The sequence below is a fragment of the Candidatus Tisiphia endosymbiont of Micropterix aruncella genome, assembly GCF_965178575.1.
In the GTDB taxonomy this organism is placed as follows: Bacteria; Pseudomonadota; Alphaproteobacteria; order Rickettsiales; family Rickettsiaceae; genus Tisiphia.
The window spans coordinates 1,524,058-1,542,531 of record NZ_OZ238268.1 but is presented as its reverse complement, the minus strand read 5'-3'; the positions used below and the strand labels follow the sequence as shown (position 1 = coordinate 1,542,531).

Annotated in this window: 17 protein-coding genes and 2 pseudogenes; 14 read left to right on the top strand and 5 right to left on the bottom strand. The window is 33.8% G+C overall.

Annotation, left to right across the window (positions count from 1 at the left end):
* Positions 1–27: 27 nt before the first annotated feature.
* Positions 28–681 (top strand): hypothetical protein, encoded by a 654-nt coding sequence (locus tag ACN1AG_RS07525; RefSeq protein ID WP_417904915.1) that lies wholly within the window; start codon positions 28–30, stop codon positions 679–681.
* 538 nt (positions 682–1,219) lie between these two features.
* Here the strand turns inward: ACN1AG_RS07525 and ACN1AG_RS07520 are convergent.
* The 3 genes and pseudogenes from ACN1AG_RS07520 to ACN1AG_RS07510 form a co-directional block, all read right to left on the bottom strand.
* A complete protein-coding gene (locus tag ACN1AG_RS07520) occupies positions 1,220–2,101 on the bottom strand; it encodes a class I SAM-dependent methyltransferase (RefSeq protein ID WP_417904914.1) in 882 nt (293 codons plus the stop codon).
* 9 nt (positions 2,102–2,110) lie between these two features.
* Positions 2,111–2,326, bottom strand: a pseudogene (locus tag ACN1AG_RS07515) (laccase domain-containing protein); the annotation flags it as partial.
* A 497-nt stretch (positions 2,327–2,823) separates the two neighbouring features.
* Positions 2,824–3,822: a uracil-DNA glycosylase family protein gene (locus tag ACN1AG_RS07510; RefSeq protein ID WP_417904913.1), complete on the bottom strand. Its 999-nt coding sequence runs from the start codon at positions 3,820–3,822 to the stop codon at positions 2,824–2,826.
* 21 nt (positions 3,823–3,843) lie between these two features.
* Between ACN1AG_RS07510 and ACN1AG_RS07505 the strand changes: the two genes are divergently transcribed.
* From ACN1AG_RS07505 to fdxA, 12 genes and pseudogenes are all read left to right on the top strand, one after another.
* Positions 3,844–4,818, top strand: coding sequence for an RluA family pseudouridine synthase (locus tag ACN1AG_RS07505; RefSeq protein ID WP_417904912.1), 975 nt, complete (start codon positions 3,844–3,846; stop codon positions 4,816–4,818).
* The gene (gene prmC / locus ACN1AG_RS07500; protein WP_417904911.1) at positions 4,784–5,644 is read left to right on the top strand and encodes a peptide chain release factor N(5)-glutamine methyltransferase; all 861 of its coding nucleotides are present in this window, start codon (positions 4,784–4,786) and stop codon (positions 5,642–5,644) included. The genes ACN1AG_RS07505 and prmC overlap by 35 nt, the downstream gene beginning before the upstream one ends.
* A gap of 161 nt (positions 5,645–5,805) precedes the next feature.
* Positions 5,806–6,273, top strand: coding sequence for a DNA polymerase III subunit chi (locus ACN1AG_RS07495; protein WP_417904910.1), 468 nt, complete (start codon positions 5,806–5,808; stop codon positions 6,271–6,273).
* A 51-nt stretch (positions 6,274–6,324) separates the two neighbouring features.
* Entirely contained in the window at positions 6,325–7,206 is an 882-nt protein-coding gene (locus ACN1AG_RS07490) for a glycine--tRNA ligase subunit alpha (RefSeq protein ID WP_417904909.1), read from the top strand.
* 261 nt (positions 7,207–7,467) lie between these two features.
* Positions 7,468–9,264: pseudogene (gene glyS / locus ACN1AG_RS07485) on the top strand (glycine--tRNA ligase subunit beta); the annotation flags it as partial.
* Complete coding sequence (locus ACN1AG_RS07480; protein ID WP_417905611.1) at positions 9,247–9,666, top strand: DALR anticodon-binding domain-containing protein; 420 nt, start codon at positions 9,247–9,249, stop codon at positions 9,664–9,666. The pseudogene glyS and the gene ACN1AG_RS07480, both read left to right, overlap by 18 nt.
* On the top strand, positions 9,663–10,613 hold the full coding sequence (locus tag ACN1AG_RS07475; RefSeq protein ID WP_417904908.1) for an L-threonylcarbamoyladenylate synthase: 951 nt from the start codon (positions 9,663–9,665) through the stop codon (positions 10,611–10,613). Before ACN1AG_RS07480 ends, ACN1AG_RS07475 begins: the two co-directional genes overlap by 4 nt.
* On the top strand, positions 10,610–11,521 hold the full coding sequence (ftsY, locus tag ACN1AG_RS07470) for a signal recognition particle-docking protein FtsY (protein WP_341758539.1): 912 nt from the start codon (positions 10,610–10,612) through the stop codon (positions 11,519–11,521). Before ACN1AG_RS07475 ends, ftsY begins: the two co-directional genes overlap by 4 nt.
* 275 nt (positions 11,522–11,796) lie before the next feature.
* Complete coding sequence (locus ACN1AG_RS07465; RefSeq protein ID WP_417904907.1) at positions 11,797–13,158, top strand: CCA tRNA nucleotidyltransferase; 1,362 nt, start codon at positions 11,797–11,799, stop codon at positions 13,156–13,158.
* Positions 13,142–13,987, top strand: coding sequence for a metal ABC transporter substrate-binding protein (locus ACN1AG_RS07460; protein ID WP_367364353.1), 846 nt, complete (start codon positions 13,142–13,144; stop codon positions 13,985–13,987). Before ACN1AG_RS07465 ends, ACN1AG_RS07460 begins: the two co-directional genes overlap by 17 nt.
* Positions 13,972–14,673, top strand: a complete 702-nt coding sequence (locus ACN1AG_RS07455) for a heme ABC transporter permease (protein ID WP_367364352.1) — start codon at positions 13,972–13,974, stop codon at positions 14,671–14,673. Before ACN1AG_RS07460 ends, ACN1AG_RS07455 begins: the two co-directional genes overlap by 16 nt.
* Positions 14,670–14,990, top strand: a complete 321-nt coding sequence (gene fdxA / locus ACN1AG_RS07450) for a ferredoxin FdxA (RefSeq protein WP_417904906.1) — start codon at positions 14,670–14,672, stop codon at positions 14,988–14,990. Before ACN1AG_RS07455 ends, fdxA begins: the two co-directional genes overlap by 4 nt.
* Before the next feature lie 257 nt (positions 14,991–15,247).
* Here fdxA and ACN1AG_RS07445 read toward each other — a convergent pair whose 3' ends face one another.
* Together ACN1AG_RS07445 and ACN1AG_RS07440 are read right to left on the bottom strand one after the other, a co-directional pair.
* On the bottom strand, positions 15,248–15,997 hold the full coding sequence (locus ACN1AG_RS07445) for a TlyA family RNA methyltransferase (protein WP_417904905.1): 750 nt from the start codon (positions 15,995–15,997) through the stop codon (positions 15,248–15,250).
* 61 nt (positions 15,998–16,058) lie between these two features.
* Positions 16,059–17,636, bottom strand: coding sequence for a lysine--tRNA ligase (locus ACN1AG_RS07440; protein ID WP_417904904.1), 1,578 nt, complete (start codon positions 17,634–17,636; stop codon positions 16,059–16,061).
* Between the two features lie 135 nt (positions 17,637–17,771).
* Here ACN1AG_RS07440 and ACN1AG_RS07435 point away from each other — a divergent pair, with 135 nt between their 5' ends.
* Positions 17,772–18,320, top strand: a complete 549-nt coding sequence (locus ACN1AG_RS07435) for a disulfide bond formation protein B (protein WP_367364348.1) — start codon at positions 17,772–17,774, stop codon at positions 18,318–18,320.
* The last annotated feature ends 154 nt before the right edge of the window (positions 18,321–18,474 follow it).

The window sequence follows — 18,474 nt, the reverse complement described above, 5'->3', positions numbered from 1 at the left end:
TATAATAATCAAAATATAGAGGAGATTATGAGTAAAGGTGACGATAATAATCCAAAAGTGGATTCTCCACCGTCTTATCAGGAAGCTATAAAACCAAGTGTACCGTTTCATGATAAAGCTGTCGGTTTAAGTAATAGTGGTGTTGTTGGACCATTGGGAAATATAAACATAGCTTTAAATACAGTTGAAGAATATTTGAAACAGGTAGAAGAAAAACTAAAAGAAATTCCACAATTAAACGGATTAGATAAATTGCAAGGTGAAAAAACGCAAGAACTTTGGCAGGATTTTAAAAAGGGCTTTGACAAAGTAAAACAAGAGGTAAAAGGTTATACTGACACTCTAGCTGGTTCTCCTATCAAAGCTTTTGCTGATGAGAGAAATGCTGAAAATTACGCAAAAAGTCCAATTGGACGCCTAGAAAAATTTGCCAAAGAGCAATTAAAGAAAGTTGAAAAAGTATTTGAAGGGCCAACTAATGCAGTTAAAAACAATCCAATTTTAAATGCGGTAGGGAATGTGATAAAATCTGCCTGTCATGCGGTTGTTACTATAGCTAAAGGTACTTTAAACAATGCGATAGCTACTGGAGAACTTGCCAAAAATGTTGTTAATCTAGGTGTAGCAATAAAAAATACCATTGTAGGAAAAGGAACTAAACAAGCTATGGGTGTAGTTTGACATAGTCATTTTTTGTGTAATCGTTATCGCGATGCACCTACAGACACCACAATCGTCATTGCGAGCAGCTACGTGGCAATCTTTATGCAGTATTACGCCTCACTCCACTAGATCGCCACGACACCTAAAGGTGTCTCGCGACTCATCTTCGAGATAAATATGAGTAAAAATTATGCTATAGAACTGGATTATCATGCAGCGTGTGGAATGAAAATTTATATTTTAGTTACTGGCTACATTGTGTCATTTGTGGTATCTTGATGTCGAGTAAATTGAATAAATATTGATGGTAGTGCGGTTTAACGATGAGAATTTTCACTTGAAACAATTATAACATACATGCAAAAAATTATACTGATTAATTTTAAGCATGTCAAGCAAAAAAGTAATGTTTACATGGCTACAAACCTCATTCTTTAGGCGTTTTAAGCACTTTTTTGTTTGGAAGATGAGTAGCGAGGGCGTTCTGACTTCATAGTGGCTAGCACTCGTTTATCCATTGCTTGTTGTCCCCATCAAATTATTTGAGTAAACATCTTTAGTTACTTAATTTCTCTGCTATCAAAATCACATTCTCTCTTCCATCTAAGCTCCATGATTTTGATTTATACTCTAATCCAACCACTTTACATCCAATTATTCTAAAATTGTGTTTTTTAAAGATTGAAGTTAGTACGTTTTGATCCAGAAACATAAACGGTTCATCACGAATTGACGCAAGCTGATTAGAATTAGTAACTGGGATATTTACCCAATCTTTTAAAGATTGGACATAACCAGGAAATGGTTCTTTATTTAATACTCTTTTTTCATATTCAGGAATAAAACTCTCAAAACGCTTAACATATGGCGTAATAGCAAGTACATAAACTCTTCCCCTATCTTTTAACAGACTAAATATGTTGGCAACTGCATTATCTAATTGCTCTGGAGAAAAGAAATGTAAGACCCGTGCTATCAGAATAGCATCATACTTATCACCAGTTTTAAAGGTTGAAGTAATATCACCAGAGATAAATTTAATTTTATCTAAAGTTGATTGATTTAATTTTAACGTTTCTATGTTGTATGCTGCAATAAAAAGATGACGTTCATCAAGATCATTTAAGTGATAAATAACGTTATATTGCTTCTTTAGTGTTTCTATCATAGCTTTTCCATAAGCACCCCCAATTTCTAGGACTGTCCGGTTCTTTGAAAATTCTATAAATTTCTTTGTTACCTCATCTAAACGTGGTGACATTGCCCCTTTCTTATTAAGAGTTTGAATCCGACCATCATCTTCTTCTTTAGGCTGCAACAATTTTAGATCATAATATTTGTTTATTGCTTCTTTAAAGCTATATTCTGCTGCATAAAGTTCATAATTCTTGCATAATACGATTAGCCAAATACAAGATATTTTTAAAATTTTAGACATTTACTTTATTTAACTTCTAATTATAATAGTGGATAATATTGTGTGGTTATATAATTCTCCAGTATGGCAGCAACGCCGGTAACTTGGGTATTTCTCAGGATTACTATAGGTATCCTCTAACATCTTGGTTATATCTTTAACACCTGCTTCTTGTAATTGAAGTTCTACATAAGCTGGTAAATCGAACATATAATGTCCTGTTTTCAGGGAATTAATAAAAAACCTTGAGTAATCAGCTCGCTGCTTTACAAAATTATCATAATATTCCTGACCAACTTCATAAGAATATTATTGAATACTAGGGCAAATAATAGCTTTAATATTTTTTGCTCCTTTTTTCTGCATTAATTCTACTACATTATTGCCGAGTAAATTGAATAAATATTGATGGTAGTGCGGTTTAACGATGAGAATTTTCACTTGAAACAATTATAACATACATGCAAAAAATTATACTGATTAATTTTAAGCATGTCAAGAAAAAAGTAATATTTACATGGCTACAAACCTCATTCTTTAGGTGTTTTAAGCACTTTTTCGTTTGGAAGATGAGTCGCGAGGCATCACCCACAATCGTCATTGCGAGGAGCTGCGACAGCAGCGACGTGGCAATCTTTATGCAGTATTACGTCTCACTTCACTAGATCGCCACGACACCTAAAGGTGTCTCGTGATGACGATTACACAAAAAATGTAGGGTACTATGGTAGTTTGACAACACCCTATATTCCACTTGCATTGATATATTCATGGATTTTTAGTAAATCATACCAAGTGGTTTTTTTCTGCATTGGTTGTCTAAGCAAATAGGCAGGATGGAAGATAGAAGTGGTTTGAATTGGTTTGCTAAGATACTGATTTGTGTATAAATAATATTCTTGTCTGATTTTACTTATACCAGCATTTTTGCCAAGTAAGCTGGTTGCCGCGACATTTCCCACTAAAACAATTAGTTTGGGGTTTATTAAAGCAATATGTTTCTCAACAAAAGGTCTGCAAATATCTATTTCTTCTTGTGTTGGTTGGCGGTTGGCTGGTGGTCGCCAAAATACAGTGTTAGTAATATAAGCGTTATGTTCTCTTGAAATATTGATAGAGGCTAATACATTATCGAGTAACTTACCACTTTCACCGCAAAATGGTATCCCTTGTGCATCTTCGTTACTACCCGGTGCTTCCCCAATAAACATTATAGAACTTTGTGGATTCCCATCAGCAAATACGGTTTTATTGGCTAATTTCTTTAAACTACAACCGTTAAAATCCATTAGTAGTTTTTTTAGTTCTTCTAGGCTGCTAGCTGCGTCAGCCAAATCTCTAGCAAGCTGTATATTTGAATGTTCCTCCGAATTCGAATCCACAGGAGATTTTGTCGGCGTTTTTCTTAGGGGCATTTGAACTTCCTTGATGTTATTCCCGCTTCTCTTTATATCATCCCTACTCACCATTATGTCATCCCTGCGAAAGCAGGGATCTAGAATTTCTAAAGTACCCTTTCGGTCTATTTCTTTAGATTCCGCACTGAAGCAGAATGACATTGTTTCATCGTATTTACTTCGTTTATCTCCGCTTTCCTTTATGTTATTCGAGCTGTGGCGGGAATCTAGAATGTCTAATATTTTTTGCTTACTGCTTGATTCTGATAAATAATAATCTATACCAATTGCTTGCAACCATTTTAGTTGGTTGATTTTTTGTGTAAAATGCGTCATTTTATTCATTTAAAAAATATTTCGTAGTAGATGGAAGAATATAACGTACCAAAAAATTTAGATGGGTTTAGACTTGATAAGGCTTTGGTAAGTCTTATCAGTAAAACATCTAGAAGCCAAATTCAGAAGCTCATAAATGGCTTGCAAGTACAAGTTAATGGTTTGATTATTTCTGATTCCGACTTTAAGGTCAAGGAGAATGATCTTATTTCAGTAGTTTTTAAAGATACTGAGCCTTTAACAATGCAGGAAGCTGATATTAAACTTGATATTTTTTATGAAGATGAAGATTTAATGGTTATCAATAAAGCAGCTGGTATGACAGTGCATCCTGGTAGTGGAAACCATCAGGATACTTTGGTCAATGCTTTATTACACCATGCAAAATCTTTATCTAGCATAGGAGGGTTGGAAAGACCTGGTATAGTTCATCGTTTAGATAAAGATACATCAGGATTGATGGTTGTCGCCAAAAATAATTTTGCCCATCAACATCTTGCCAGTCAGATAGAAAGTCGTAATCTTATACGCAAATATAAAGCATTAGTTTGGGGTATTATCAATCCACAAGAAGGAGTTATAAGAAATAATATCGGAAGAAGCCGTTCGCTACGGCAGAAAATGACTATTTTGAAATTTGGTGGTAAAGAGGCAATTACTCATTATAAAACAGAAGAAATATTTTTTAATGGTATTATAAGTATGGTAGAATGTCGACTTACTACTGGGCGAACTCATCAAATCAGAGTGCAGTTGAGTCATTTAAAACATTCTGTGGTAGGAGACCAAACTTATGGTAAGAATAGCAGGAAAGTTAACCATAATTATAGCATAGTACCACAGAAACTAGTAAATTTCAAGAGGCAAGCATTACATTCTTGGTATATAAGTTTTACCCACCCAGTGAGTGGTAAATTGTTGGAATTTCAATCACCTTTGCCACAGGATATTATGGAGATAATTATACCCGATGAATATAAAAGCATTATTAATTTATGCTGCTAGCAAATTACAAACAGTAGGTATTAAATCAGAAAACCTAGAATCACGCATATTGATGCAGCATGTAACTGGTAAATCTATTGAATATTTATTAGCAAAATCAGAAGAGGAATTGACCGAGGCAGAACAAATTATTTTTAAAAATTTAGTTAATAGACGTATATTATTAGAACCAATAGCCTACATTATAGGGTATAAAGAGTTTTATGGTTACCAATTTATCATAGATAATAAAGTGCTTATTCCTAGGCAAGATACTGAGGTACTTGTAGATGCGATTTTAAGCGATATAAAAACAAATGCAGAGCTAGCAATATTGGAACTTGGCACAGGTAGTGGTTGTATAGCTTTGAGTTTGTTACTGGAAATGCAAAATAGCAATGTAACTGCGACTGATATAAGTAACGAAGCGATTGCTATAGCTCGTCAAAATGCTATAAAACATAAAGTTTCTGATAGATTTAAAATAATTAATAGTAACTGGTTTGAAAATTTGGAAAAGCAAAAATTTGATATTATCGTAAGTAATCCACCATATATTTCTTTTGATGATACTGTTTATATGTCTCCTGAGACTCTAAAATATGAACCCCACTTAGCCTTATTTGCCGAAGATAATGGATTAGCCTCATATTACATAATTGCTAAAGAAGCCAAGGGATTTTTAAAACAAAATGGTAAATTATTCTTAGAGATTGGTTTTAATCAATTGGCAGCTGTTACAGAAATATTTGTTAGTTATGGTTATACGGTTAAGCAAGTTTATAAGGATTTGGAAGGTAGAGATAGAGGGTTTTTAATAGATATGGCTAACCCGGGAAATGTTTGAGGTATAGGAATGATAGAATCGATGTTCATATATGGACGAGTAGGAGTGACCTGTACTATGTCATCAACTATGATTTTTTAAAAATCATAGTTGATGACAATATTGTGAGTAACTACAACTGTAGTATTAATTAGATAAGTTTTAAATTTAAGAGAATTATCATGCAACAATTTAGTCTTTACCATACTGCTGAAGGATTACTATATAAGACAACCTGCCTTTTAGTAGAAAAATCTTATCATAGTAATTTAAGGATTGTAGTTTTAACTCCGGATCTTGAGGTACAAGAATCACTAAACAAGATGATATGGACATATTCTAGGAAACAATTTATTCCGCATGGCAGTAAACTTGATCCATTACCAGAAAAACAACCAGTTTATATTACTCATCAGTTAGAGAATCCTAATCAAGCTACCATCCTAATAATCATTGCCCCATTTGATATACAAGAAATTCTTAATAACAAACATTATATCGCACATTTTCAGAGAATAATTATAATATATGATGGTTTGGATAATTTAAGTCTAATAGTTAAAACGATAAATGAACTAACTATTGCAACACCGATAATTGATTGTTATAAACAGAGTCCAGTAGGAACATGGAGTAAGATTGAAATATAGCTAACTTGACTAGGCTAAATTATTTTTAGAAGAATAAACAAATTTACCAATATGCAAAAATTATCATTTCAGCAAATTATATTAACCTTGCAGAATTACTGGGCATCATATGGTTGTGCAATTTTACAACCATATGATTCGCATGTTGGAGCTGGTACTTTTCATCCTGCCACTGTACTACGAAGTCTTGGCAAGAAGCCTTGGTTTGTAGCTTATGTTCAGCCATCTAGACGCCCTAATGATAGTAGATACGCTCAGCATCCCAATAGAATGCAGCATTATTATCAATTCCAAGTTATACTAAAACCATCTCCTGATGATATACAAGAGCTATATTTAAAGAGTCTCGAATGTCTTGGTATAGATTTGAAAAAACATGATATTAGGTTTGTTGAAGATGATTGGGAGTCTCCTACTCTTGGGGCAGCTGGACTTGGTTGGGAAGTATGGTGTGATGGTATGGAAGTATCGCAATTTACTTATATGCAACAAATTGGTGGTATTGAATGTCGCCCGGTTGCTGGTGAAATTACCTATGGTTTAGAACGTCTAGCACTTTATATACAAGGGATCGATGAGGTCAAAAGTCTTGACTGGAATGGTCAGGTTGGAGAAAAGGCTTTAACCTATGGTGAAGTAGATTTTGCCGCTGAAAAACAATTTTCAAAGTTTAATTTAGAATTGGCTGACATAGCAATATTATCTCAACATTTTATTGATAGTGAAAAACAATGTAATGATTTGATTGCTGCAGATTTACCGTTGCCAGCTTATGATTATTGTATTCAAGCTAGCCATCTTTTTAACCTGTTAAATGCTCGGGGGGTGATTAGCGTAACAGAGAGAGCATCTTACATACTCAGGGTACGAAATTTGGCGAAGCTATGCTGTAATAAGTGGTTAGAATTAACCTCAATTCGGGATAAGAATTAGTTAATTCTTATCCCGAATTGGCTTTAATATAAGGAAAAATGCATTCTTAAAGCGGTTTTGCGAATGCATTTTAAACCTTTCTAAAGCTAAAAACATGATTTTAATTTTTTAAAATCATGTTTTTAGCAAAATATTAATTTAACAATCAGATGCAGAGCCGTCTCAAATCTGATTGTTTCGATTAAATTTTACCGAATTTGGGATAAGAATTTATCAATTCTTATCCCAAATTCGTGTAATTAGAAGAGAAGAAGAGTTAATATGAGTGAGTTATTGTTAGAATTGTTTAGTGAAGAAATACCAGCTTTGATGCAGAAAAATGCAGCGGAAAGCTATAAAACCATATTTACTACAATCTTGCAAGATAGTAGGCTAACAGGGGATGTTCAGGTATTTATTGGACCTAGGCGAATTGCCGTATATATTACCAATTTACCGAAATCTATACCGCCAAAAGAAATTACCATAAGAGGGCCAAAAGTTTCAGCTACATCGCAGGCTATAGAAGGGTTTTGTCGCTCAAATAATATTGAGCAAAAAAAATTATCTACACTATTAGTGCAAGGGCAATCATATTATATAATAGTAAAAAATACTAAAGAAACCGATATACGAGTGCTATTGGAAGATATGATTCCTAAAGCAATTAGTAAGTATATTTGGCCAAAATCTATGTATTGGGGGAACTATGATATAAGCTGGATTAGACCTCTTAGGAATATTTTATGTATATTTGATGGAGAAATACTAGCAATTAAATATGGTCATTTGACGGCTAATAATATTACCTTTGGGCATAGATTTATCAGTCCTGAATCGATTACTATAGACAGTTTTTCTGAGTACCAGATTAAGCTGCGGGAGAGTAATGTCATTATTGACCAAGAAGAACGCAAGGAGATAATTAAAAGGCAATTATTAATAATAGCCAAATCACTTAATTTAGTGATAAAAGAGGATGAGAAATTATTAGAAGAAGTAACAGGATTAGTAGAATTGTCAGTTGTTATGGTGGGTAAAATACCATCTCACTTTTTGAAGTTACCTAGAGAGGTGCTGGTTAGCTCAATGCGCAACCATCAAAAATATTTTAGTACTTTTGATGAGACTGGTAATTTTGCCCCTTATTTTCTTTTCGTCAGTAATATGCCTCATGATAAGGATATTATTGTAGCTGGCAACGAGAAAGTATTATCTGCTAGACTCTCTGATGCCTTGTATTTTTATCAGCAGGATTTATCTAATAGTTTACAATCAAAATTGCCAAAACTTGAAAGGATAACATTTCATGCCAAGCTTGGTAGTGTAAAACAAAAAACTGAAAGGGTTGCTGATATTTGTAATTATATCATATACTCAAATGATTTGGAGAATGGGGACAACAAACAAGGGGTGAGCGGACTAGGCGTACATGAAGTACGTGAGTACGCGAATGCCCTGCAGTTTTGCGAAACCAATTCTTCAAAGCAGAAGAGTATACCAAGAAATCAGAATTTACAAATAGCCGCTAGACTTTGTAAAAGTGATCTCACTAGCGAAATGGTTGGAGAATTTCCTGAGCTGCAAGGAATTATGGGATATTATTATGCTAAAGAAGATCGGCTAGGGGAGGAAATCGCAGCGGCAATCAGGGATCATTATAAACCACAAGGTCCATCGGATAGTTTGCCAGTAGGAGATGCAGCAATATTGGCTATTGCTGATAAATTGGATAGTTTAGTAGGTTTGATATTAATAGGAGAAGAGCCAAGTGGTTCAAGAGACCCTTACTCACTCAGACGGCAAGCACTAGGTATTATTAGGATAATTTTAGGTAATAGACTGAGTATAAATATTAAGCAATTAGTTGCTTATGTAGTTCACTTATATCAAACTATGTTTGAAGACATTGTATCACACCGTCATTCCCTACCGCCCCCTAGTGAGGCAAGTGGGAATGATAGTGGGCTAAATAAAGCTAGGCAGATAATTCTAGATTTTTTAGAAGAAAGAGCAAAATATTATTTTAAAAATCACTATGATATATCGTTAATTAATGCTGTGCTTGATTTTGATATTGAAGAAGACCTAGTTGTTAGTGAAATAAAGCTTGCCTCCTTACAGGAGTTTCTGACTAAGGATGATGGTAAGAATTTATTAACTATTTACAAAAGAGCAAACAATATACTAGAAGGTAGTAATATAGAAGGAGATGTTAACCAAGATGCTTTTATTTCCAAATATGAACAAGAATTGTTTTTATCATTGGGAGTTATTTCTAAGCAAATTGATAGTTATATTATAAAAAAAGATTTTACTAAGACTCTTAGTCTATTACTAGAGATATTAAAACCTGTAAATGAGTTTTTTGATAATGTTATGGTCAAAGATCAAGATCATAACATTGCCAATAATCGTTTATTGTTGCTCAGAATGGTTACGCAATTATTTGATAAATTAGCAAAATTTAGTTTCTTATGACTGATACATTAAAGCAGGCTGTCAAATTCATAAAACTTGGTAATGTGGTAGCTTTTCCAACAGAAACAGTATATGGACTTGGTGCAGATGCTAGTAACGAACAAGCTTGTCAAAAGATTTTTAAGATAAAAAAGCGTCCAAGTATAAATCCTCTGATTGTCCACGTGGCAACTATGAGGCAAGCTAAAACTATAGGGGAATTTAATGCAGATGCTCTTAAGTTAAGTAATGTCTTTTGGCCAGGACCTTTATCTATTGTTGTACCATTAAAAAGCGGTGCAAATATAGCGGGGTCAGTATTAGCGGGACTTACGACGGTTGCACTTCGTATACCATCACATAATATTGCTTTAGAGCTAATAAGAAAATCTGGCACGGCTATAGCAGCACCTAGTGCTAACCCATCAGGTTATATTAGTAGCACGGCTTTAGAACATGTAAAAGAACATTTTTTAGATGAGAAAGATGTTTTTATTTTAGGTGATAATTTGAATGATTGTAAGTGTCAGTATGGTATAGAGTCCACCATAGTGGACACTACTACTAATAACCTAACTATTTTGCGAGATGGCTTTATAACGAAGGAAGCATTAGAGGAAGTTCTAGGTAAGAAATTAGATAAAACACCTAGCTTGATGCAAATTAAAGCTCCAGGTATGATGCATAAACACTACTCTCCAAAAGCTAGAGTAAGGTTGAATGCAGAGAGTTTAGAAGCTAATGAGGTAGGGCTTAATTTTGCTAATAGTAAGCTTGAGGGCAAATTATCGCTTAACTTAAGTTTAACTGGCGATTTAATTGAAGCAGCTAGTAACCTATTTGCCAACCTTAGAATATTGGACAATTATGCGGAATTAAATGGGTTGGCAATTGCTGTTGCCCCCATACCGGAAGTTGCTATCGGAGTTGCGATCAATGATAGGCTTAAAAGGGCGGCTATAAAATGACCTCTATATTTACTAAATTAAAACAGGCATTAATCAATAGCTCGGATAAAATATCTTCGGGCATTGATCAAATATTTTATAAGAAAAAGCTAGATGAGCAAACTTTAAATGAGCTAGAAGAGTTGTTAATATCTTCAGATATAACTCCATCTGTTGCGATAGAACTTGTCAGTAAACTAAGATCTATCAAATTTGACAAAGAAGTGAGTAGCTTGGTAATCAAAGAAAAACTTGCTGATATTATTGGGCAATTATTGATAAAAACTAGCAAGCCTTTTGAATTGTATGATAAAAAGCTTAATGTAATCCTAGTTTGTGGTGTTAATGGTTCAGGTAAAACTACCACGATAGGAAAGCTTGCCGCCATTTATAGTGGGCAAGGTAAAAAAGTGGCTATTGCAGCTTGTGATACATTTAGAGCTGCTGCTGTTAGCCAATTATCTAGTTGGGCTGATAGAAGTGGAGCTATGTTTATTACAGGAGAAGAATCAGCTGATCCTGCTAGTGTTGCTTACACTTCTATGCAGTCCTCAATAAAAAACGATGTGGATATATTATTTATTGATACAGCTGGCAGGTTACATAACCAAAAAAATCTGATGGAAGAGCTTGGAAAAATTGTTCGGGTTATCAAGAAGATTGATGATACAGCACCTCACCATAGTATATTGGTAATTGATGCTACCACTGGGCAGAATGTATATAACCAAGTCGAACAATTTTCGGCTATTGCTAACATAAAAGGTCTTATAGTTACTAAATTAGATGGTACAGCAAAAGCTGGCGTAATAGTTGGTGTTGTACAGCAATTCACCTTACCGGTATATTTTATAGGGATAGGAGAGAAAATAGATGATTTAAAATCGTTTGACCCGGTTTTATTTGCCAGTAGTTTAGTAGGAAATTAACTATTAAATATAGACAGGGTAATTTAAAAGTCACAATTAATAGTTGTTATAGATATAAATTCAACCGCCTTCGATGTCATTCCCGCGTAGGCGGGAATCTAAAAAAATAAGCCTGAAAGACTATTAAGTATTATGGATTCCCGCTTACGCGGGAATGACATCTTCTCGGCTTCTTTTCATGACTTTTAAACTGTCCTGAATTATATAACTCAATAAAAACTTGATTATCTAGTGTAAGGTCTAATAATGTTTCTCAAAAATAAGGTGTTTCTATAATGCACGTTGTAACAAAAGAATTATCTATCCAATCACGCTATTACAAAGAAATTTTGTCAATACTGAAACTAAATGGAGGGGTGGCTAGAATTGTTGGGGGGGCTGTTCGGGATGCTATTCTTAATGTTGTCAACTACGACATTGATATAGCAACAAATTTATTACCAAAACAAGTAATAGATATTTTATCAAAAGCCAACATTACGGTCATACCAACTGGCATAAAACATGGTACAGTTACGGCTTTAGTAAAGAATGAAAAATTTGAGATTACTACACTTAGAAAAGATATAAAATGTGATGGTAGGAGTGCAGAAGTTATCTTTACTGATGATTTTATGGAGGATGCTGCTAGAAGAGATTTTACTATTAATGCCCTCAGTTATTGCCCATTTGAACATAAAATTTATGATTATTTTGGTGGCATAGATGATTTACGACAATCGAAAGTAATATTTATAGGACAGGCATTTGAACGAATCCAAGAAGATTTTTTGCGTATTTTACGGTTTTTTCGCTTTTCCTGCTATTATGCTGCACAGCTGAATCCCGATGGGCTAAATGCTTGTATTAAATTGCAAGAAAATCTAAAATTATTATCAAAAGAACGGATAAAATGGGAAATGGATAAATTGATTATCTCAGACAATAGTCCTGATATTTTGCAACAAATGTTTGATAATGGCATATTGCAAATAATATTGCCAGTTAGCCAGTTTGATAAAAAATATTTGTCAGAAGCAATTAGCTTTGGTTCTTTTGAACAGGCTGACATATACGATGGAACGATGTCATTCCTGCGAAAGCAGGAATCTAAAGAAATAGACAGGAAGGATGTTTTAGATATTCTAGATTCCCGCCGCAGCTCGAATGACATAAAGGGCAGTAGGGATGACATCGAAGAAGTTCAAATGCCCCTGTCTCTTGCAATTTACACTAGGTATTCACTTTTATTTTATCACATAAAGAACTTATCACTAAGTGATTTACTAAATTTAAAATTTTCCCGGCAAATCGCCCTAAAAATCACTACTATACTTAAAGTTATTAATAGAGAAATAAATGAATTTGTATTAAGAGAAATTTGGTTGGAAAATGGTGATTATTTGCAGTATATAAGTGTTCTAGTATCATTAGGCAAAGTAGATAGAACGGTAGCCAAGAAATTTCTAGATAGATATAGCTCTAAAGCCCGTCCAATATTTCCTATAAAGGGTCATGACTTGCAAAAATTAAATATTCATGGTAAAGCTATTGGCATATTGCTGGACAAATTAAAAAAAGATTGGATAGAAAGTGATTTTACACTTAATAAGAATCAATTACTTAAATTATTGGAAAATAATGAAAATTACTATTAGTGCTAGCATTTTTATTGCTATGATGATGATATTGTTTAATTATGCAGCTTTTGCCAGTGGTAAAGTGAAAATTGTTACTAGTATAACTCCGCTAGCAGCTATTATAGCTATGCTAGTTAAAGATCAAGCAGAGATTGTAGCTATTGCTAATAATGATGATTGTCCGCACCATTATAATTTAAAACCTAGTGACCTTAAAAAAGTCAAAGATGCAGATATTGTATTTTATATAGATGAGCAATTTGATGGTTTTGCTGGGAAGCTAATGAATGGTCATAGTAAAAATGTTATTAAAATTAGTAATTTTACGGGGCTAAAAATTATTAGTAATGACTCATATAGTAATTGGCATATTTGGCTTGATTTAGATAATGTAAAAGTAGCGTTAGAACAATTATCTAAGATATTAGCGGAACGATTTCCTGAGATTAGTTCAGATATTTACCAAAATCTTGATAAGGCAAAAAAACAAATAGAGAGACTTACGAAAATCAAAAATGAAAAATTAAGACCTTTGACAGATGTTATTTTACTTAGTGATAGTCTAGAATATTTTTTTGATAATAGCCAAAAAAGCGTTGCAAAATTATATAATTCTGATCAAAAAAGCCTTAAATATATCAGTAATCTTGAGCATTTATTAGCTATGTCCAATAGTAAATGTTTATTATTAAGTCTCGAGCAAGATGTTCGAATTTATAAAAATTTTAAAGCAGAGATAGTAGAAGTTGAAAGCGAGAATTGGAGAATAACTGACATTAACGATGATTTATACTATAATCAATATTTAAAAATAATTAACCAAGTAGCTAAATGTTTAAATTACTAAATCCTTATTTTTTTAGTAAGTTAATACAAACCATGATACCATTATTGCTAGTTTCCATGTTGATATTAATGGGGCTGGGGTTATACCAAGCTTTGATAGTCTCACCACAAGATTACCAGCAAGGTGAGATGGTCAGGATTATGTATATTCATGTGCCAGCTTCTTGGATGGCACTAGGGATTTATACATTTATGGCTATTTGTAGCTTGTGTAATCTAGTGTGGAAGACTAAAATGTCTTTCTTAATGGCGGTGGCCAGTAGCCCTATTGGTGCAGTTTTTTGCCTGATTAGTATGGTTACAGGTTCGTTATGGGGAAAGCCTATTTGGGGGACTTGGTGGGTTTGGGATGCTAGACTTACCTCAATGTTAGTATTATTCTTACTATATTTAAGTTATATAGTAGTTGTTAATAGTGGTGATAATATAAGGCGTGCTGAAAGACCAGCTTCAGTGATTGCCTTGATTGGTTTTATCAATATCCCCATAGTAAAATTTTCGGTAAATATTTGGTATAGTTTGCACCAACCAGCAAGTGTTTTACGGCTAGGTAGCCCGACAATTCATAATTCTATGTTATTGCCCTTAGTGCTAATGTTTATAAGTAGTATACTATATTTTCTATTAGTTTTAGGTTTGAGATCTTGTGTTTTAATAGCCAAATTCAAGGAATATGATAATTCATGACTTATGTTGTTACCGATGAGTGCATAAAATGTAAATATACCGATTGTGTAGAAGTGTGTCCTGTCGATTGTTTCTATGAAGGGGAGTTAATGTTGGTGATTAATCCCGATGAATGTATTGATTGTGGAGTATGCGAGCTTGAGTGTCCGGTTAAAGCTATTAAGCCGGAGTCAGAACAGCTGATTGATTGGATAGAGAGAGCTAAATTTTTCTCAAGCATTTGGCCGAATATTACTATTAAAAAACCAGCTCTAGTGGATGCAGATAAATATCAAGACGAGGAAAATAAGTTTGAAAAATATATGGGAGGGATCTAATTTGCTATGGATTATTTATTTAATTAATTCGATGTAAGACATTGGTTTAACAACCCCGATGTCACCCCTGCGTAGGCAGGGGGCTAAAAAAATAGCCAAGAGAACTATTTAGACTTTTCTAGACCCCGCACTGAAGCAGGGGTGACATCAGGGGAATCAGGGAATCTAGAATGCCTGAAACACTCTTCCTGTCTGCTTCTTTAGATTCCGCTACTTTCGCAGAATGACATCGTTTCATCGTATTTTGAATCAATTAATTATAGTTTTTTGTTACGCTGTCCATAAATTAAAAACTCCTGATTGCCTTTTGCCCCTAAAATAGGGCTGGGTATTATCCCGTATATATTAAAGTTATGGTTTGATTCTAGCCATTGTTGAATATGGTTACATACTCTTTGGTGTAAGAGTTGGCTTCTGACAATTCCACCACTCCCGACTTCATCCCTTGCTACTTCGAATTGTGGTTTAATTAGGGCAACTAGATTACAATTATCTTTTGCTAGGGCAAATGAAGTGGGTAATATAGTGGTAAGACTAATGAAGCTGGCATCACAAACGATAAGGTCTAGTGGTAAGCTAATTTGCTCAACTGTTAGATAGCGGGCGTTAGTTCTTTCAATTACTGAAATTTTAGGATTATTACGCAATTTATAATGTAGTTCACCATATCCTACATCTACTGCAAAAATCTTTTTGGCATTTCTACGGAGTAAAACCTCAGTAAAACCACCAGTGCTAGAGCCTATATCTAGACAAACTAAATCTTGTGGATCAATATTGAAATAGTCTAGAGCAGCAATTAATTTCAAAGCACCTCGTGATACATAATCATGTACTGGGTGTTTTATAATAATATCAGGAGTATCAGGCAATATTCCTGTACCTGGTTTGGTATTTTGGTACTGGTTGATATATACTTTGCCTTGCACTATTAAGCTTCGTGCTATGTTAATATCATCAACTAGTTTGGATTCTACTAGATACTGGTCAAGTCTTATTTTTTTCATAAATCTTCATAGTAACTTAAACCTGAGTTCGATGTAACAGGCTTGATGTCATCAACTAGGGCTAAATTAATTTCTGTTGAATCAAATTTATAGAGTCCTTAATACCAAAAAGTTTAATAAAAGACCCAAGCCTTGGTCCTTCATTTTGTCCAAGTAATATTTGATATAATTCTTTAAAATAATCTCTTAAATTATTATAACCATGCTTATTACCAATATCATAAATTTTTTCTTGGATTTGCTCGGAAGTAATATCTTCCGGCAAAACATCTAACATAGAGATAATGTCTTGTAAGATAATTTTCTGCTGATCATTAGGAACTAAATAGCACTTATTAGCTTTAATAAAGTCATTATAATAACGAGTGGCAAAATCTGTCAAATGATCAAGGTACGGGGCATTTTGTTTCGTCGCACTCGGGGCGTACTTACTGATAAATCCCCAAAGTACCGATTTATCTTCAGGATTGCAAACCGATGCGAGGTTTAGCAATAAGCTAAAACTAATGCCAAAAGTTTCGATATTAGGCACATTCCCGTGATGAATATGATGTACTGGATTAGCAAAACGCTTTACTTGCTCTGTTTCTAAATGATATTTTTTATTGAAGGTAATATATTCATCAACATTTTTAGGTATCACATCAAAATGTAAACGTTTGGCTCTTGTTGGATTTTGGTACATAAATAACGACATACTTTCCACTGGTGCATATTGCAGCCATTGATCAACAGTAATGCCATTGCCTGTAGATTTAGAGATTTTCTCTCCGCTTTCGTTAAGAAATAATTCATAAAAAAATTGAACTGGTGGGATTCCCTCTAAGATTCGACAAATCCTAGAATATAAGCCAGCATTAGGCATATGCTCCTTACCATACATTTCATAATTAACTTGCAAGCCGGCCCAGCGCATACCAAAATCAGGTTTCCATTGCAGCTTACAATGTCCCTTTGTCACAGGAACTTCCACAAATTTCCCTTCATCGTCTTTATAGGTAATAGTAGCGGCTAAGCGATCGATCTTTGCAATAGGTACTTGTAGTACAATACCGGTTTTTGGACAAATTGGCATAAAAGGTGAGTAGGTGGCTTTTCTTTCCTCTCTAAAGCTTGGTAACATTAGAGCCATTATTTCATCATATTTGTCTATGACTTTAAGCATCATCTGATCAAATAAACCGGATTTATAACATTCTGTACTACTAAAAAATTCATATTTAAAGCCAAACCTATCTAAAAATGAGCGAAGCTTAGCGTTCATATAATGTCCATAACTTTCACATTCCCCAAAAGGATCGGGAATAGATGTTAAAGGCTTGCCAATATGTGATGCCACCATATCAGGATTTGGGATATTATTTGGGACTTTACGCAAACCATCCATATCATCAGAAAAACAGATAATCTTAGTTGGGATATTGGATAGTTGTTTAAATGCTTCTTGCACCATTATAGATCTAGCAACTTCTGCAAATGTACCTATATGTGGTATCCCTGACGGTCCATAACCAGTTTCAAATAATACATAACCTTTAGCTGGAGTTTTGTTACCCAGTTGATCTAATATTTTTTTTGCTTCTAAAAAAGGCCAAGCGTTTGATTTAACGGCATTTTCTAAAATTTCTAATTCTGACATCTATATATTCCATGTAGTTTGATTATACCCACTGAGATTATACGTATACTTGGTTTTCTGTAAACTTATAAATTATCTCTTGAGTTTTTGGTAATATTCCTAGACAATAGCGACTTAAAAAAATAATATTTACTTATGCTAATTTCTTCTATTGTACATTTTTTTCGCAAAGATAGTTTTAGAGTTTTACATATAACCCTAGTTTGTACGTGCATCTTTGCCTTATCTTTGGCTTATTTTGTCGAATATATATTACATTTTTCACCTTGCCCTTTATGTATTTATCAAAGATTCCCATATTTATTTATAATCAAGATTTCAGTTGTAGCGATTCTTATCAAGAAAATAAGCAAATATACTTTATTTTTTATCGTTCTAAACTTATTAGGTGCTTGCATATTAGCAGGCTATCATAGTGGAGTGGAAAGAGGGATATTTGAACCAAGTAGTCTTTGTTCAACTTTAATCCATATTCCAAAGCACTTATCCATCCAAGATATTAAAGAAATATTTTATAGCCAACCTATTGCGACTTGCACAAAACCGGCAGTTAAATTATTTGGTATATCTATGACAGAATGGAATTTACTACTAAACCTATCTTTATTATTTGCCGTACTCTTTATTTGGTTTTATCCTAATCCTACAGTTGTAGTTACTACACAGAGCTGTCATTCCGCGTAGGCGGGAATCTATAATATCTAATAGCCTTTGCAGGCTATTTTTTGGATTCCCGCCTACGCGGGAATGACATCGTTTTGACGTTAGTACTACAACTGTAGTACTAATCCCAAATCCGGAAATTAATACTAATATAGAGGAAATTTGACTAGCACTA

Coding starts and splice junctions, on each gene's coding strand:
- ACN1AG_RS07525 (WP_417904915.1), top strand. CDS start 28: ATGAGTAAAGGTGACGATAATAATCCAAAAGTGGATTCTCCACCGTCT.
- ACN1AG_RS07520 (WP_417904914.1), bottom strand. CDS start 2,101: ATGTCTAAAATTTTAAAAATATCTTGTATTTGGCTAATCGTATTATGC.
- ACN1AG_RS07510 (WP_417904913.1), bottom strand. CDS start 3,822: ATGAATAAAATGACGCATTTTACACAAAAAATCAACCAACTAAAATGG.
- ACN1AG_RS07505 (WP_417904912.1), top strand. CDS start 3,844: ATGGAAGAATATAACGTACCAAAAAATTTAGATGGGTTTAGACTTGAT.
- prmC (WP_417904911.1), top strand. CDS start 4,784: ATGAATATAAAAGCATTATTAATTTATGCTGCTAGCAAATTACAAACA.
- ACN1AG_RS07495 (WP_417904910.1), top strand. CDS start 5,806: ATGCAACAATTTAGTCTTTACCATACTGCTGAAGGATTACTATATAAG.
- ACN1AG_RS07490 (WP_417904909.1), top strand. CDS start 6,325: ATGCAAAAATTATCATTTCAGCAAATTATATTAACCTTGCAGAATTAC.
- ACN1AG_RS07475 (WP_417904908.1), top strand. CDS start 9,663: ATGACTGATACATTAAAGCAGGCTGTCAAATTCATAAAACTTGGTAAT.
- ftsY (WP_341758539.1), top strand. CDS start 10,610: ATGACCTCTATATTTACTAAATTAAAACAGGCATTAATCAATAGCTCG.
- ACN1AG_RS07465 (WP_417904907.1), top strand. CDS start 11,797: ATGCACGTTGTAACAAAAGAATTATCTATCCAATCACGCTATTACAAA.
- ACN1AG_RS07460 (WP_367364353.1), top strand. CDS start 13,142: ATGAAAATTACTATTAGTGCTAGCATTTTTATTGCTATGATGATGATA.
- ACN1AG_RS07455 (WP_367364352.1), top strand. CDS start 13,972: ATGTTTAAATTACTAAATCCTTATTTTTTTAGTAAGTTAATACAAACC.
- fdxA (WP_417904906.1), top strand. CDS start 14,670: ATGACTTATGTTGTTACCGATGAGTGCATAAAATGTAAATATACCGAT.
- ACN1AG_RS07445 (WP_417904905.1), bottom strand. CDS start 15,997: ATGAAAAAAATAAGACTTGACCAGTATCTAGTAGAATCCAAACTAGTT.
- ACN1AG_RS07440 (WP_417904904.1), bottom strand. CDS start 17,636: ATGTCAGAATTAGAAATTTTAGAAAATGCCGTTAAATCAAACGCTTGG.
- ACN1AG_RS07435 (WP_367364348.1), top strand. CDS start 17,772: ATGCTAATTTCTTCTATTGTACATTTTTTTCGCAAAGATAGTTTTAGA.